Here is a 16,283-nt window from a genome sequence, read left to right on the forward strand (position 1 = left end):
GAGTCATCCGGGCATCTGCGCCGTCACCGCCCTTAGCTGATTCTTTGACACAAACATCACCACGAGGGCCACACCGGTGAGGGCGGCCGCGGCCCACACAGGTGCGAGTGCACCGGCTCCGGTCGCGAGTCCGAGCGCGCCGAGAACGGGTCCGGCCGCGGCGCCGATATTGAGTGCTGCGGTCGCATACGAACCGCCCATCGTCGGCGCGCAGTCAGCGGCGTAGAGCACTCGCGCGATCAACGTGCTGCCCACGCCGAACGACAGCAGCCCCTGGACGAGCACGAGGACGACGAAGGGTGCGGGGTGCGACGCGACTGAGCCCAGCGCGATCCATCCGGTCAACAGGAGCGGGCCACCGACCGCAAGCACCAGACCCGGCCGGTGATCCGACAGGCGTCCCGCGACCGTGACGCCGAGGAACGATCCGACACCGAACATGACGAGCACGACGGAGATCCAGGCGTCCCCCAACCCCGCTGTATCGGTCGCCACCGGCGCCAGGAACGTGAAAGCAGCGAAGGTGCCGCCATTGACGAGCGCGCCGAGAGTCATCGTGAGCAGGAGACGGCGCGAGCGAAGCTGGCCGAGCTCGGCGCGCAGCCTCGGCGTCTCGGCCGCGGGATGTGCGCGTCTCCGAATACCGAATTGGACGCCTATCGCGGCTGGAATGCACAGCACAGCGATCGCCCAGAAAGTCGCACGCCATCCGGCCGCGGCGCCGAGAAGAGCCCCGGCGGGCACTCCCGCGACTGTGGCAATCGTCGTGCCGGACAGCAGGATCGCGAGTGCGCGGCCCTTTCTGTCTTCGGGCACCAGCGTGGTCGCCGTCGACAGGGCGACCGCGAGGAATCCTGCGTTCGCGATGGCGCTGACTACCCGGGCGGTGAGGAGGACCGGGAAGACCGGGGTGGCCGCGGCAGACACATGGCATGTTGCGAACACGAGTAGACAGACGAGTAGTGCGGCTCGCGGAGGCCACCGACGGGCGAACGCAGCCATCAAAGGCGCGCCAACGACCATTCCGATGGCGAACGCGGAGGTCAGCAGGCCCGCGGTGCCGACGGCGATACCGAGGTCGGTTGCGATAGCGGGTAGTAGACCCGCAAGCATGAATTCTGAAGTGCCCATGACGAAGACCGCCAGGGCAAGCAGGTAGAGGGCGAAGGGCATCGAGTACTCCGAGGTGAGTGGTCAGAAGATGGTTCTTCTCGTCACCACGGCCAGCGGCCCGGAGTATGCCGAACCCGCCCGCGCAGATCGCGGGCGGATGTGTTCAGTGCTCTGCGGGGCTGGCGGTGTGACCGACAGCCCCTGACCTGTCTGACTCAGGACTCGACATGCGTCGAATAGTACCTGCGGTCAGGATCTACTTCGTGTACAGGGCTTCGATCTGGTCGGCGAACTTCTCGGCGACGACGTTTCGCTTGACCTTCAGCGTCGGCGTGAGTTCTCCGGTCTCCTCGGTGAAGTCGCTCGGCAGGATTCGGAACTTCTTGATCGACTCCGCGTGGGAGACGGTCTCGTTGGCCTGGTCGATGGCGGACTGAACTTCGGCGACGAGTGCGGCGTCGTCCGCTAGATCGGCGACCGATGCTTCGGCGTTCTTGCCGTTCCGCGATTTCCAGCCGTCGAAGGTCTCAGGGTCGATCGTGATGAGCGACGCGATGAACGGCTTCTGGTCGCCGACAATCATCGCCTGCGACACGAGCGCATGCGTCCGGACGACGTCCTCCATCGGTGCGGGGGACACGTTCTTGCCGCCCGCGGTGACGATGATCTCCTTCTTCCTACCGGTGATCGACAGGTAGCCGTCGGCGTCGAGGGCTCCGATGTCCCCGGTGTGGAACCAACCGTCGGTGAGCGCGGCGGCCGTCGCCTCCTCGTTCTTCCAGTAACCGGCGAACACGACCTCACCGGACAGCAGGATCTCGCCGTCGTCACCGATGCGGACGGCGTTGCCGGGCAGCGGGCGTCCGACTGTGCCCACCCGTACCTCGTGGGGAGTGTTCACGCAGATCGCGGCTGTCGTCTCGGTGAGCCCGTAGCCTTCGTAGACGGGAATGCCCACGCCGCTGAAGAAGTGCCCGAGATGCGGTCCGAGCGGTGCACCGCCGGAGATCGCGAGCTCGCACCGGCCGCCGAGCGCCGCACGCAATTTGCGGTAGACGAGCTTGTCGAACAAGGCGTGCTTACCGCGCAGCACGAGACCTGCGTTCGAGCCGGCCTTCGAGAACTCGACAGCGGTGTCAGCGGCGAGATCGAAGATCTTGCCCTTGCCCGAGTCATGCGCGCCCTGGCGCGCCGAGTTGAACACCTTCTCGAACACGCGCGGCACCGACAGGATCAGCGACGGCTGGAACTGCGCGAAGATCGGTAGCAGATCCTTCGTGTTGTTCGTATAGCCGACCTCGACGCCAGCTTCGATGGCCACCAGGTTGATAGCGCGGGCCAGTACGTGGGCCATCGGCAGGAACAGGAGTAGACGCTTCTCCGGTCCGAGGAGGGTGCTCAGCGACGACTCGAGTACACCGCTGATCTCGCCGAGCATGTTGGCGTGCGTGAGCATGCAGCCCTTCGGGCGCCCCGTCGTGCCCGAGGTATAGATGAGAGTCGCTGGGTCTTCGGACGTCAGATGGCGGCGTCGATCGTCGAGTTGCTCATCAGTTATGGCGGCGCCGCGCTCGGTGAACAGCTCGACGATGCCGTTGCCGTCCGGTGCGTCGATTGCGAAGACCTGAACGGCGTCGGTCACTGATTCGAGCCGGTCGACGGTTGCGCGGTGAGCAGGTGTCTCCACGACGATCGCGACAGCGCCCGAGTCGCGCAGGATCCAGTCGATCTGCGGGCCCGACGACGAGTCGTAGATCGGGACGGGGACCGCGCCCGCGGACCAGATCGCGAAATCGATCAGCGTCCACTCAAGGCGAGTCGAGGACAGGAGTGCCACACGGTCGCCCGGTTCGACCCCTGAAGCGATGAAGCCCTTGGCGAGAGCACGGATCCGGCTGACAGCGTCGCCCGCCGACAGAGGCTCCCACTGTTCGCCCTGCTGGACACGGAAGACGGTCTTTCCGGGCGTCGCCGCGGCGATGTCATAGAGGACGTCGGCCGAATTCCGCTCCTTCGGGGTGACGAAACCTGCGGGGACACGGCACTCAGCCATTGAATACACCTTCCGGAGCGATCTATGTGACAAGACGCGTTGCTCAATCATTTGAAAGTCTAATCTGCTGCCGTCGGTGTGACGTGCCCGAGGCGGCTTTCCCCTTTCGTCGCCGGTGTGTGATGCTGTTTTGGTGACGAGCATCCAGGTAGCCGACGACGCTTTCGTCGCTGCCTCCGTGTCGCTGGCAGGAGCCGTTGTCGGCGACCGCGCCCGCTGGCGTCGGTGGTGGCCGGACCTGACGTTGCGGGTCGCCGAAGATCGAGGCGACGAAGGTGTGCGCTGGATCGTGTCCGGTCCGCTGGCCGGCACTATGGAGATTTGGTGCGAGCAACGGATGGACGGATTTATCCTCCACTATTTCTTGCACGCCGAACCTGCGGAATCGCTACCGACCGAGCCGCGAGCCTGGCTGGACGCAGTCGCCGAACTCAACCGGGTGCGCCGAATCGCCGGGAAGGTGATGGCGTTCGACGTGAAGCAGACTCTGGAAGCCGGTCGCGTCGCGGGCGCGCCCGCAGTCCGAGAGGCCGTGGCATGAGCGACCACACCGAACAGTCGACGGTCGTCGGAGCCGACGTCGACGCCGTCATGTCTGTCATCGCTGATTTCGAGAATTACCCGGAGTGGGTCGGTGCGGCTCGAGAAGTGACGGTGCTCGAACGCGACGCACTCGGTCGCGGCACTCACGTCCGTTTTGTTCTCGATGCTGGCGTCCTGGCCGATACCTATGAACTGCGGTACCAGTGGTCCGATGACGGTTCGGGGGTGTCGTGGGAGTTGGTGTCCAGTGAACTGCAGCGCGGCCAGCAGGGGCGTTACCAACTGATCCAGCAGGTGCCGGGATCGACGAAGGTCACCTATACGCTGACCGTCGATCTCCAGATCCCGATGATCAGCCAACTCAAGCGACGCGCGGAGAAGGCGATCACGGAGGCCGCGCTCAGTGACCTCAAGAAGAGGGTCGAAGGCTGATCGATCTCGCTGACATCCATCTGGTGCTCGGGCCCGGTGGCTCGGGCGTCTCCGTGCTGGCCGCGGCGGCCGCGCTCACGGGAGTGCCGGCGTCCCAACGCGGTGCGGTGCTGCCGATCGCCGGTCAGCAGCGCGACACCCTGCTGATCACGCTCGATGCACGTTCACCGATGCCGTCCTGGCTGGGCGTGTACCGGGTGCCGGGTGAACCGGTGCCGGTGACTTCGGGCGTCGACCTCCTGCATGTGGAGCACCTCGATGTCATCGAGCAGGCGTGGGCCGAGTTCACCGCAGCCCTCACCGCACTCACTGCGGGACGGAGCGCGTTGCCGGTGGTAGGAACCCTCGCGTCCATCGCGCCCGGGGAACTCACCAATCTGCCCGGTGCGGCCGAGTTTTTGCTGCTGCGTCGTGTCCGCGACGCGGCGACATCCGGCCGGTGGCGGCGGATCGTCGTCGACTTTTCAGGGGTCGGGGACCCGTTCACATTGTTGCGCGCGCCGACCGTCCTGTCCGCTGCGATCGAACGGATGTGGCCCCGTGCCAAACGACTCGCACAGGCCGGGGAGAAGCCCGTACTCGCGCAGCTGTCGGCCGCGGTGGAAGGCATCGACCGCGACTGCCGAGACCTCGCCGACCTATTCACCGACCCGCACTCGGTGGCCGCTCACCTCGTCATCGACCCGACTGAACGTGGGCGCAGAGCCGTCGCCGACCAAGTGGCCATCGCTGAACTGACCGCGCTGCCGTTGCGGTCCGTGCTAGTCAGTGCGGGCGACCGGGACAGGTCGACGGCGGCAACCGCAGCGACGGTGCGCGGGCTCCTCGGCGACCTCGATGACGTGCGGGTGCAGGAGATCGCGTCTGCCGGAGTGCTGGACCGGCTTTCCCGGATCCGCAAAGTGTCGGTCCCGGTCCCCGCACCAAGCGGCCGCCCATATGGGAGCGGTGCGCTGTCCGTGGCGAAACTCTCCGGGGACGGCGTCGACACCGTGTTCGAACTCAAGTGGCGGCAGAGCATGCCCGAACCGGAACGGCTCCGCCTTGGCAGGTCGGGCGACGACTTGCTCGTCGCAGTCGCCGGATTCCGGCACCCGGTGCGGCTCCCGTCGGTGCTGCGTCGCTGCCGCGTGGTCGGCGCAGACTGGGCAGACGGCGCGCTGAGTGTGCGGTTCACCCCGGACGCCGCGGTGTGGCCCGCGGACCGGCGGAACACCGGCCGACCGGGATCGTCATCGCCTGCCGAAACCATCGAACAGGATCCGCCCGAGTGAGGCGCGACCAGTAGGATTTCCTCACATGGTCGCCTACCTCCACCGTTGGTGGACGCCGAAGCGCCCGGTATCGTTCGTTGTTCCCGTGTCCGCCAACCGACTGTCCGCTAACCGACCACGTGACAGGAGTCGCCGAGATGTCCGACCACGAGCGCGATCACCGCGCCGGTGACGCCACGAACGGCGACCCGGTGCAGGAACTGCTCCTCGGATTCGCGACAACAATCGACCAGTTGGCCGCGCTGATCGGCGGCGGGCAGGGCGAGGCGGCGTCGGCGTTGCGTTCCGGCGCGATGCCCGATCTTTTCGGCGAACTGGGCACCCTCGTGGCCGAGTTCGGTGATCTCCTGGCACGTATTCTCACTGCGTTCATTACCGTCCTTGAGGCCGTCGCTGAGATGTTGCGCTCGGCTCCGGCGAGTCCGACGGGCACACCGACCGGGTTCGAGTCGATCCCGGTACAGATCGCGACCCCGGGGCGGTAGACGTGGAACAGACCGGATCGAATCTGACCGTCGGCATCGATATCGGCGGAACGAGTGTCCGGGCGTGTGTGGTCGACTCGACTGGACGGATCCTCGACACCCTGCGGACTGCGACCCCGGCGACGACCGAAGCGTTGGAACACTGCCTCGACCGGCTCGTCGGCGAACTGCGTGACCGGTGGGCGATCGACGCAGTCGGGTTGGCGATCGCCGGATTCTTGACCCCTGACCGTCGGCTCGTACGCTTTTCGCCACACCTGGCGTGGCAGGAGGCCGCGGTCGCCGACGACATGGCAGCCCGCATCGGCATACCGGTGTTCGCCGAGCACGACGCGAACGCGGCGGCCGTCGCCGAACTCCATTTCGGGGCGGCTGCCCGCGGCCACAACACTCTCGTCCTGGCCATCGGCACCGGCATCGGCGCCGGTCTGCTTCTTGGCGGGGAGATCTACCGAGGGAGCTTTGGCGTCGCCCCCGAACTAGGGCATCTGACGGTAGTCCCCGACGGGCGGCCGTGCGGGTGCGGCAAACGCGGCTGCTGGGAGCGCTACTGCAGCGGTACCGCGCTCGTCGACACGGCCGTCGAAATCCTTGCTTCGCAACGCTTTCCGCGCAGCGTGCTGGCTGCCGAATCGGATGCGGACCCCGGTTCCCTCACTGGTCGTCGGGTTGCGGCGGCGGCCGCCGACGGAGATCCGGTCGCGGTCGCCGCGTATACGGATCTCGCTCGCTGGCTGGGCATCGGCCTCGGCATGATTGCCGACGTCTTCGACCCGGACCTCATTGTTCTCGCAGGCGGTGTCGGAGCCGCATCGGGACTGTTCCTCGACGACGCCCGCGAGCACTACACCGCGTCGGTCACCGGCGCGGGCCACCGGCAACTCGCTCGGATCCGGGGCACCCAGCTGGGGGAGACGGCGGGTGTCATCGGAGCCGCCGAGGTGGCAAGGCAAGGACTGACCGCGGCGCGTGCTGGCGGCGAAGTAAAATGATCCACGTGTCCGTCGGGCCGCGCGGCTCCGGATAGAAGGGAACACGGCAACACAAATGTGGTACTTCCTCTTCAAGTACGTACTGATGGGGCCCGCGTTGCGGCTCATGGGACGCCCGCGCATCGAAGGGCACGACAACATCCCGACGAGCGGGTCGGCGCTCATCGCGTCCAATCATCTCGCGGTCGTCGACAGCTTCTATCTGCCGCTCATGGCGCACAGGCGGATCTACTTCCTCGCCAAGTCGGAGTACTTCACTGGTTCCGGCCTCAAGGGGCGGTTCCAGAAGTGGTTCTTCTCCTCGTCCGGACAGATTCCCATCGACCGGTCCGGGGCGAGCGCTGCCGCGAACGCATTGTCGGCGGGTAGGCGAGTCCTCAGTAGTGGCGGACTGCTGTGCCTGTACCCGGAGGGCACTCGATCGCCGGACGGTCGCCTCTACAAAGGGAAGACCGGTCTCGCCCGCATGGCATTGGAGACAGGCAACCCGGTGATCCCGGTCGCGATGATCGGCACCGACCGCATCAACCCGCCCGGAACCATCCTGCCGCGTCCCACTCGGATCACGTTGAAAGTCGGTGAGCCGCTTGACTTCTCGCGCTACGAGGGCATGGCGGGCAATCGTTTCATCGAACGTGCGGTCACCGACGAGATCATGTATGCGCTGATGCGGCTCAGCGGCCAGCAGTACGTCGACATCTATGCGGCGAAACTCAAGAACGAGGATGGCACCTACACGAAGGCCGAAGACATCATGGGCCCCGACCAGCCGGCAGCCTGACCCGCTGGGTCGGGCCGACAGGTTCAGGCCGCGGTCACGCTTGTCCGGTACGGCATCCGCCAGAACGCGAAGAGCAGCGCGATGCCCCACACCGGATATGTGTTGCCGACGATGTGCTGCCACCATGCCCAACCGTCTTGGATCGGCGGGAGGAGCTGGAACGGGCCGACCGCGAAGATGACGGCTCCGACGCCCGCGAGGACGCCATACACGGTCGCGACCCGTCGGTCGCCGGTTCGTGACACGAACACCAGGCACGTAGCGATGGCCGGGACACACCACACCCAGTGGTGCGCCCACGTGGTGGGCGAGACGAGCAGGCCCCAGACCGCGACGCTGCACGCCACGACCATCGCGTCAACGCGCCCGCCGATCGGGCCCGGCGCGAACGCGTCACGTGGACGCGCCGCGAGCACCGCGTAGACGGCGGGGATCGTGACGAGCAGACTCGTCACCAGCCACAGGATCGACGCGGTGGAGCCGCCGTCGTCGAACAGTCGCAACCACAGTGCGTTGAGGTTCTGGTTGATTCGCCCCTCCGGCTCGCCGATACGACCGGTGTGGAAGAGCGTGTCGGTCCAGTACGTCACCGAATCGTCGGGTATCCACAACCAGCCGATGAACGCGGCTGCCACGAACGTCGCGACGCCGACCACGGCGGCGCGGACGCGGCCCGCCGCCAGAAACACGCCCAAGAACACCAACGGCGTCAACTTGACCGCCGCCGCGATACCCACCAGGACGCCCTGCACCGCGGTGCCGGCGCGGCCGTGCCGCCCGACGACGAAGATGTCCACCATGATCAGCGCCATCAACACCATGTTGATCTGGCCGAAGCCGAGCGTCATCCAGAACGGGTTGAACCACACCGTGGCCGTCGACGCGAGAAGTGAGATCTGCCACCGGTTCGTGCGATCGCCGACCCCCAGCACGCGCAGCGTGAGTGTGGTCACGTACACGAGCAGGACGGCGGTCACGATCGACACGCCGATACTCGTCACCACCAACGACAGTTCGCCAAGCGGTGTGAAGAGCAGCGCCGCGAACGGGGGATAGGTGAACGGCAGCCAGATCCCGTCCTGCGTGAATGGCAGCGACCCGTCGGCGTACAGGCTGAACCCTTGATGCCAGAGTTGGCCGCCGAGGCGGTACACGTCCATGTCGAAGCGGGTCCGCGTCCCCCAACTGGAGGTGAATGGGACACCTGCGATCTGCAGTGTGGACGACGCGACGAACGCGAGTGCGGCGAGCACGGACACCACCGGCCCGGGCCGCCACTGGCGCAACACGGCTTCGGCGGCGCGGGTCGAAGAGGGCATAGGACGATTATGGACTCACGGTCCGCGCTAACCTTCACCCCGTGCGCTACTTCTACGACACAGAGTTCATCGAGGACGGGACGACGATCGAACTGGTGTCAATCGGGGTCGTCGCCGAGGACGGCCGCGAGTTCTATGCATGCTCCACCGAGTTCGACCCCGGTCGGGCCGGCAGCTGGGTGCGGGTCAATGTGCTGGACAAACTTCCGTCGCCCGCCGATAAGGCCTGGAAGTCACGGCGTGCGATCCGCGACGACCTGCACGAGTTCCTCACCGCGGGCGAGGGACGCATCGAGCTGTGGGCATGGGTGGCGGCCTACGATCACGTCGTCTTGTGCCAGTTGTGGGGGCCGATGACGGAACTGCCGCGGAACATGCCTCGCTTCACCAGGGAGCTGCGGCAGCACTGGGAGGCGGCTGGCTCGCCCAAACTGCCGCGCGCGCCGAAGGATGCGCACGACGCGCTGGCCGATGCGCGGCACAACCTGAACAAGTGGCATTCGATCGAGGCGGCGCGCTCGGCCGCCGACGACGCAGGATAGGCTCAATAGCGTGGTGAACTGGACCGTAGACGTACCGCTCGAAGAACTTCCCGAACTGCCGCCGTTGCCCGGCTCGTTGGCCGCCCGGTTCGAGGACGTGCTCGCACGCCCCGCGCTCCAGCAACCCAACTGGCCTGCCGAAGAAGCGCGGAAGATGCGCACGGTCCTGGAGAGCGTTCCGCCGATCTGCATGCCGACCGAAGTCGAGAACCTCGCTGGTCAACTCGCCGAGGTGGCGCACGGTCGGGCGTTCCTGCTTCAGGGCGGGGACTGCGCGGAGACGTTCGCGGCAAACACGGAACCGCACATCAAGGGAAACATTCGGACGCTGCTGCAGATGGCCGTCGTCCTCACCTACGGCGCGAGCCTGCCGGTGGTCAAGGTGGCCCGTATTGCCGGGCAATACGCCAAACCGCGTTCGTCCGACAAGGACGCGCTCGGCCTCCTGTCGTACCGCGGCGACATGGTGAATTCGTTGGCCGCCGACGAGGCTTCGCGCGTCCACGACCCGTCGCGGCTGGTCCGCGCGTACGCGAACGCGTCCGCCGCGATGAACTTGGTGCGTGCGCTCACCGGAGCCGAGGCGCGGCTGGCGCGCGTGCACGACTGGAACCGCGAATTCGTCCGCACCTCACCGGCGGGCGCTCGCTACGAGGCGTTGGCCGCGGAGATCGATCGCGGCCTCAAATTCATGGACGCGTGCGGCGTCACCGACTCGAGTCTCGAGTCGGCGTCCATCTTCGCCTCTCACGAGGCGCTCGTCCTCGACTACGAACGCGCGATGCTGCGTCTGGCCGACGATCCGCGCGGCGGTGACGAGCAGGTCCTGTACGACCTGTCGGCGCACTTCCTGTGGATTGGCGAGCGCACCCGCCAGCTCGACGGTGCACACGTGGCGCTGGCGAAGCTCATCAGTAATCCGATCGGCATGAAGATCGGGCCGACGACGACGCCCGAGCAGGCCGTCGAGTACGTCGAGCTCCTCGACCCCGACAACCGCCCGGGGCGGTTGACGTTGGTGTCGCGCATGGGTAACGGCAAGGTACGCGACGTGCTCCCGGCGATCGTGCAGGCTGTCGAAGCGACCGGCCACAAGGTGATCTGGCAGTGCGACCCGATGCACGGCAACACGCACACCGCGTCGACCGGTTTCAAGACCCGCCACTTCGACCGTGTCGTCGACGAAGTGCAGGGGTTCTTCGAGGTGCATCGCGCGCTGGGCACCCATCCGGGCGGCGTCCACATCGAATTGACCGGTGAAGACGTCACCGAATGCCTCGGTGGAGCGCAGGACATCTCCGATCTCGACCTCGAAGGTCGCTACGAGACCGCCTGCGACCCTCGCCTGAACACCCAGCAGTCGTTGGAATTGGCGTTCCTGGTCGCCGAGATGCTGCGCGGATAGGCGACCGCGGCGGGATGGATGTTGGCGGCCTGTCACCTGGCCGTGCGCGCATCGCCACCAGGTAGGTCCCGACCAGAACGGGCAGGACAACGATGTCAGTCAGGTCCCGGTAGACGGTGATCGGTGTGACGGCGTCCAACGATCCGGTCGCGATGGACCGGAGCAGTCCGACCGCGAACTCGTAGGCGTCGCCGACCGCCGGGATCGACTTCACCATCGCGAATCCGATCCCGACAATGGCGATGTGGGCCAGCACATCGCGCCGACCGCTGCGCCACGGGCGACGGTGCAGCGCCAGCACGACCTCGACGATCGCGAGCGTCAGCAATGGCAGAACGAAGACGCCGACGATGTCGGACAACTTGCCCGTCAGGATCCCGCCGAAACGCCACTTCAGCAGGTGATCGTTCAGGAGCAGGACGGCGACCGCTGCGACCGCCCAACCGGTTCAGCAGCAGGTCGCCCGCGCTGTCTGATGCAGGGGCGGCGGTCACGACAGGTTGATCAGCGCCGAGCCGGAGCCGAACAGGTCGCACTTGAACTGCAGCTGCAACTCCTTCGAAGTCTCGGGAACTTCGTATGACAGACTTCCGCGACGTGAGGTGTCTGCCGATACGTCGCCGTCGAGCGAGGTGTCCACGTTGTCGGTAATCGTGACGTCGTACGAGCGGTTCGTCTCGTCGCGCAGTTCGAAACACATCACGGACGACACGACCTGAGACGAGTCGCTTTTGTTCGTGACCTCAGTGTCGACGACCACGTAGCGGTTGCCTGCGTCCGGCGTGATGAACTCGTTCTGCGAGATGTAGGGGTCCTGGACGCCGTGCACCTTTACCTGCCAGTCGCCGAGTTTGACGGTGTCACCGACGGCGAAGTCGGCCGTCTGCTGGGTACCTGTTTCACCGTCGACTTTCTCGGCGGTGTCCTCTTCGCCGGATGCGATGGTCGCGACGAGGGCGACGGCCGCTACGGCGGCCACAGCGGCGCTGCGCAGCGAGAACTTGGGGGAGGAAAGCATGAGGTGTCCTTCTACGGGGGCCCGGTGAGTTCACGCGTTGTGGAATCACGAGCGAGAGGTGGAAGCAAGACCGGGGTGCCTTGCGGACATCAAGCTACGAACGGGGTACGACAGAAACGGCGCGCAAACGACATGCGTGACAGAATTCGTATGAACGACGGACTACGAACAGACGAACCGATGGCCGGGTCGCTCAGGCCAGTGTCGCGCCGATCGCCCAACCGAGGGCGCCGATGCCGGCCCCGGCCGCGACGATCAGGAAACACCATATGAGGGCGGTCAGTCGGCGGGCCTGCGGAATCGGTGCGGCGACGTCGTCCCGGCGGGTGTCGGCGCGTGCCGTCCCTCGATGCTCCCGTCGCGCAGCGAATGCACGCTCGTCGTAGTCCGGGTACTCGCGGTCGGCGTACGGGCTGTCGGAGTACGGGGCGTCCCCGTAGTCGTCGTCGGAAAATTCATCGTCCGTATAGTCGTCGTCCCGGTAGTCATCGCCTGCATGGCCGAGGTCACCGTAGAACTCGTCTGGATCGGTCGACTGCCGTGTCCCGACCACTGCGCGCGGTGCTTGCGGTGGCTGGACGGGGCGCGCGATCGCCGATGTGACGCGGGCCGACGCCTGGTGGGGTGCTGGGACGGTGAACGCAGGCAGTCCAAGTTCGTCGACGGCGTCGAGTACCGCGTGCTGCATGGCGAAGCTGTCGACGAATCGGTCGTCCGGGTGGCGTTCGGTCGCACGCAGCACGATGTCGTCGAACTGCGGCGGGACCCCGTCGATGATGTCGCCGGGGGCGGGCACGTCATAGGAGAGGCGCTGGTAGGCGAGGGCGAGTTGGGTGGAACCGCTGAACGGCTGACGGCCGGTGAGGAGTTCGAACAGGAGGACGCCTGCCGAGTACACGTCGCTGCGCGCATCGATGTCCGTCGACGACACCTGTTCGGGAGATAGGTACGCGGCCGTGCCGAGGATGACACTCGCCGATGTGACACCGGCTTCGGCGACGGCGCGGACGAGTCCGAAGTCGGCGACCTTGATGTCGCCCGAATCGGAGATCAGGACGTTTTCGGGTTTCACGTCGCGGTGTACGAGCCCGGCGCGGTGGGCGGTGCCGAGGCCGCCGAGCATCGGGATAGCGATCGCGGCCACCGCGTGCGGCGGCATCGGTCCGCGTTCGCGGAGCAGTTCCCGGATGCTGCCGCCGCGGACGAGTTCCATGACGAGGAACGCGACTTCGCCGTCGATGCTCTGGTCGTAGACGGCGACCAGTCCGGGGTGGTTGAGGCCAGCGACGGCTCGCGCCTCGAATTCGAAGCGGCGCAGGAACTGTGGATCGCCGACGTAGCGTGCATCCATCACTTTGACCGCGACACGCCGGTGCAGCCTCAGATCTGTGCCGACGTAGACCGCGGACATCCCGCCGCGCGCGATCGGCGCGTCGATCTGATAGCGGCGTTCTAGGACGCGGCCGATCAGCGGGTCGACGGGAGTGCTCACGGTGATCGAATCTACCCGCAACGCAAGGGCAGTCGTGTGACCCTGAGGTCGTGGGCGGGTAGTGTCTTCCTCCGTGGGTTCCCTTCCGCTTTCCATCGACATCCTTCCCGACGACGCCGAGGTGTTGAGCCTCAACGAGGCCGCAGACCGGCTGCGGGTCTCGACCAACCGGGTCCGTACGCTCATTCGCGATCACAATCTGCTCGCCGCATCGCGCGGCGGCGAGCCGGTGATCCCGCGGGCCTTTTTCGGTCCGGACGGACTCGCGAAGCACTTCGAAGGTCTCGTCACGATCCTGCTCGACGGCGGATACACACGAGATGACGCCCTTGCTTGGCTGTTCGAAGATCAGCCGGACCTCGGGCTGCGGCCTGCGGACGCTCTGCACACGCATTCGGCGCGCGAAATGCTCCGTCGCGCTCAGGCTCAAGCGTTCTGACCTCAGGCTAGGAGCCGTACGACTGCGGGCGGGTAACGCGGCAGCCGGCGGGCAGTGCGGCGACCGCGTGACCGATTCGAGTCCTAGTCGGCACGACGGCTCGTGCGGCGACGACGTCGTGGTCGGACTCCTCGATGACGCGAAGGATGTCGCAGTACGAGCGTGCGGCCGCAGCGATCGCGGGACGGCTGCCACGCGGCAACCGCGCGATCGACGGTGTGGCGCGCCGGTACTGGTCGCGGTTCACCGCGATGAGATGGGCGACGGCGCGGCGCAGTGGCCGGCTAGCCGAACCGTGTGCGACGTCGGCGCGCAGCGCGGCCTCGTCGACGCCGAACGCCTCGAGTTCGTCGGACGGCAGGTAGATCCGGTCTCGGCGCAGGTCCTCGGCGACGTCACGCAGGAAGTTCGTCAACTGGAACGCTTCACCGAGGAGCGCCGCGCCATCGGCGAGCGTGGGGTCGGCGCCTAGAACCGGGACGAGTTGGAGGCCGATCACCGAAGCCGACCCGTACGTGTACTCGGCGAGCTCGTCGAACGTCCGATATCTGTTGCGGAACACGTCGGTTCCCGGAATGTCCATCCGCATGGACCGGGTGAACGCGCCGAACGTGTCGATGCTGATTCCGTTGTCGTGGACGGCGACGGCGAGCGCGGCCACGATGTCGGCGTCGTCGGCGGGCAGCCGATCCGGTGTGGGTGAGCCGGCCACCGCAGCCGCCAACCCGGCTTCGAGCAGGTCGACACGAGCGGCGGCCCGGTGCGCGGGCAGGCCGTCGTCGACCGTGTCGTCGACGATCCGGGCGTACGCGTACAGCGCCTGCACCGCGCGCCTGCGCCGCGCGGGCAGTAGCAGCGAAGCCAAATAGTAGGTGCGGCCGGCGTCGGACGTCAGCGCTCGGGCGATCGCGAAGCCACGTGCCGCGTCACCCATGGGCGCGCATTACAGCTCCGAACCGGTTCAACCGCAATGGGTCCCGGTGGCGCAGCGACGCCGCTGCCAGCACGCCGAGGGCCAACGCCAGCAGCGATTCGAATGGCTTGTAGAACAAGATCGAGTCGTCCGGTTGGAACAGGATCAACAGGACGACGCTCGCCGCGACGACGACCTGCCGCGCCCACATCGGCAGGGTGAACGCTACTGCGAGAACCGTGACCCACGTGTAATACCAAGGCAGCGTGGACGGCTCCAACAGCAGCACCGCAAACATCGCCCAGCACATAAACGCCATCGCCGTCCGCTCGTCGCGTCGTCCGCGCCACCAGAAGTAGACGAGCGACACCGCGAGCACGGCGGACCCGATCGTGCGCGTGACCCCCAACACCTCGTGAAGGTTCCATGCGTGGAACGGCGACGCGACCCATGCGAACAGGTGGGCGGCCAGCGTGGGCAGCGTGAACGGGTTGATGATCCGATTCGCGAACGCCAGACCGTTCAACCATCCGAAGCCGAGACCGAGGATCAGCGTGAACGCGGCGAACACCGCCGCCGGAATCGCCGCCGTCGCAGCGAAGACGCCTACCCGGTCGCGCATCGTGACCGTCCGCTCGCGGCGGAGATGATCGAGCCAGATCCATACGACGAACGGCACCATCACGCCCGCCGTCACCTTCAACGACACCGCGAGCCCCAAGACGACCAACCCTGCCGTGTGCCGCCCGCTCAACACGAGGGCGGCGCCCGCGGCCAACACGCCCATCAACAGCATCTCGCCGTGCGGACCGCCGACCAGGTGGATCAACAGCAGCGGATTCAGCAAGGCGAACCAGAGCCCCGACCGCCGACTCGCGCCGAAGTGCGCGGCGATCCGCGGGACCGCCCACAACGCCAACAACAAGCCCGGGAGCAATACGATCCGGAACGCCATCACACCGGCGAACACGTTCTCTCCGGTCACCGCGACGACGCCGCGCGCCAACAGCATGAACGCCGGACTGTACGGCGACGTCGTCGGCGCCCAGATCTGCGCCATCGAGTCGACGATCGGGCCGGGCACGTGCGCCGGGCCGTCGTTGTACGGGTCGAATCCACCAGCGAGGACCGCAGCCTGCCCGAGGTACGCGTACACGTCGCGGCTGAAGACCGGGATCGCGAACACCAGCGGCGCCGCCCAGACGAGAACAGTGGCGGACGTCGCGCGCAAGCTCATCGCTTCGCGGTCGCGTCCGATCCTGACCCACGCCATCACCATCAACGTGACGCCCAACCAGAACACGATCCCGGACAGTGTCTTGCCATGACCGTATGTCATCGGCGCCAGGCCGAGGCGCTCCAGCGTCGCATCGTTCCGCGGGACGTCGGCCAGCCCGTACGTTCCGACGGTGACGGCGACCGAGCCGAGCAGGCCGAGAGCCGAATCCGGGTATCGGCGGAGAAGACTGCGCACAGACGACA

16 protein-coding genes are annotated in these 16,283 nt (G+C 66.6%); 9 read left to right on the forward strand and 7 right to left on the reverse strand.

The annotated features are described in order from the left end of the window. Positions 1-3 precede the first annotated feature (3 nt). Together MP11Mi_RS14035 and MP11Mi_RS14040 are read right to left on the reverse strand one after the other, a co-directional pair. Positions 4-1,173, reverse strand: coding sequence for a Cmx/CmrA family chloramphenicol efflux MFS transporter (locus MP11Mi_RS14035; protein ID WP_420039513.1), 1,170 nt, complete (start codon positions 1,171-1,173; stop codon positions 4-6). 196 nt (positions 1,174-1,369) lie between these two features. Further along, on the reverse strand, positions 1,370-3,166 hold the full coding sequence (locus MP11Mi_RS14040; protein WP_420039514.1) for an AMP-dependent synthetase/ligase: 1,797 nt from the start codon (positions 3,164-3,166) through the stop codon (positions 1,370-1,372). Positions 3,167-3,299: 133 nt separating this feature from the next. On the opposite strand from MP11Mi_RS14040, the gene MP11Mi_RS14045 reads away from it, so the two are divergent. The 6 genes from MP11Mi_RS14045 (at position 3,300) to MP11Mi_RS14070 (ending at position 7,673) form a co-directional block, all read left to right on the forward strand. Then, positions 3,300-3,707: a hypothetical protein gene (locus tag MP11Mi_RS14045; protein ID WP_420039515.1), complete on the forward strand. Its 408-nt coding sequence runs from the start codon at positions 3,300-3,302 to the stop codon at positions 3,705-3,707. After that, on the forward strand, positions 3,704-4,141 hold the full coding sequence (locus MP11Mi_RS14050) for an SRPBCC family protein (RefSeq protein WP_420039516.1): 438 nt from the start codon (positions 3,704-3,706) through the stop codon (positions 4,139-4,141). Before MP11Mi_RS14045 ends, MP11Mi_RS14050 begins: the two co-directional genes overlap by 4 nt. A gap of 20 nt (positions 4,142-4,161) precedes the next feature. After that, the gene (locus MP11Mi_RS14055) at positions 4,162-5,415 is read left to right on the forward strand and encodes an ArsA family ATPase (protein ID WP_420042108.1); all 1,254 of its coding nucleotides are present in this window, start codon (positions 4,162-4,164) and stop codon (positions 5,413-5,415) included. Positions 5,416-5,552: 137 nt separating this feature from the next. Next, on the forward strand, positions 5,553-5,900 hold the full coding sequence (locus MP11Mi_RS14060; protein WP_420039517.1) for a hypothetical protein: 348 nt from the start codon (positions 5,553-5,555) through the stop codon (positions 5,898-5,900). Between the two features lie 2 nt (positions 5,901-5,902). After that, positions 5,903-6,892, forward strand: a complete 990-nt coding sequence (locus MP11Mi_RS14065; protein ID WP_420039518.1) for an ROK family protein — start codon at positions 5,903-5,905, stop codon at positions 6,890-6,892. Positions 6,893-6,947: 55 nt separating this feature from the next. Then, complete coding sequence (locus MP11Mi_RS14070; RefSeq protein ID WP_420039519.1) at positions 6,948-7,673, forward strand: lysophospholipid acyltransferase family protein; 726 nt, start codon at positions 6,948-6,950, stop codon at positions 7,671-7,673. Between the two features lie 23 nt (positions 7,674-7,696). Here MP11Mi_RS14070 and MP11Mi_RS14075 read toward each other — a convergent pair whose 3' ends face one another. Next, on the reverse strand, positions 7,697-8,992 hold the full coding sequence (locus MP11Mi_RS14075) for a glycosyltransferase 87 family protein (protein ID WP_420039520.1): 1,296 nt from the start codon (positions 8,990-8,992) through the stop codon (positions 7,697-7,699). A 41-nt stretch (positions 8,993-9,033) separates the two neighbouring features. On the opposite strand from MP11Mi_RS14075, the gene MP11Mi_RS14080 reads away from it, so the two are divergent. Together MP11Mi_RS14080 and MP11Mi_RS14085 are read left to right on the forward strand one after the other, a co-directional pair. Continuing rightward, positions 9,034-9,534, forward strand: coding sequence for a polyadenylate-specific 3'-exoribonuclease AS (locus MP11Mi_RS14080; protein ID WP_420039521.1), 501 nt, complete (start codon positions 9,034-9,036; stop codon positions 9,532-9,534). 10 nt (positions 9,535-9,544) lie between these two features. Further along, positions 9,545-10,939 carry a class II 3-deoxy-7-phosphoheptulonate synthase gene (locus MP11Mi_RS14085; RefSeq protein WP_420039522.1) on the forward strand — a complete coding sequence of 465 codons (1,395 nt, stop codon included), beginning with the start codon at positions 9,545-9,547 and terminating at the stop codon, positions 10,937-10,939. 490 nt (positions 10,940-11,429) lie between these two features. On the opposite strand, the gene MP11Mi_RS14090 is transcribed toward MP11Mi_RS14085, so the two are convergent. Continuing rightward, positions 11,430-11,957: a DUF4352 domain-containing protein gene (locus MP11Mi_RS14090; protein ID WP_420039523.1), complete on the reverse strand. Its 528-nt coding sequence runs from the start codon at positions 11,955-11,957 to the stop codon at positions 11,430-11,432. Positions 11,958-12,150: 193 nt separating this feature from the next. Next, entirely contained in the window at positions 12,151-13,449 is a 1,299-nt protein-coding gene (locus MP11Mi_RS14095) for a protein kinase domain-containing protein (RefSeq protein WP_420039524.1), read from the reverse strand. A gap of 73 nt (positions 13,450-13,522) precedes the next feature. On the opposite strand from MP11Mi_RS14095, the gene MP11Mi_RS14100 reads away from it, so the two are divergent. Next, positions 13,523-13,888, forward strand: a complete 366-nt coding sequence (locus tag MP11Mi_RS14100; RefSeq protein ID WP_420039525.1) for an Rv2175c family DNA-binding protein — start codon at positions 13,523-13,525, stop codon at positions 13,886-13,888. 7 nt (positions 13,889-13,895) lie between these two features. On the opposite strand, the gene MP11Mi_RS14105 is transcribed toward MP11Mi_RS14100, so the two are convergent. Continuing rightward, entirely contained in the window at positions 13,896-14,822 is a 927-nt protein-coding gene (locus MP11Mi_RS14105; RefSeq protein ID WP_420039526.1) for a phytoene/squalene synthase family protein, read from the reverse strand. Further along, the gene (gene mptB, locus MP11Mi_RS14110) at positions 14,815-16,275 is read right to left on the reverse strand and encodes a polyprenol phosphomannose-dependent alpha 1,6 mannosyltransferase MptB (protein ID WP_420712794.1); all 1,461 of its coding nucleotides are present in this window, start codon (positions 16,273-16,275) and stop codon (positions 14,815-14,817) included. Before mptB ends, MP11Mi_RS14105 begins: the two co-directional genes overlap by 8 nt. Positions 16,276-16,283: the final 8 nt, after the last annotated feature.

Source organism: Gordonia abscondita, from assembly GCF_032711245.1.
In the GTDB taxonomy this organism is placed as follows: Bacteria; Actinomycetota; Actinomycetes; order Mycobacteriales; family Mycobacteriaceae; genus Gordonia.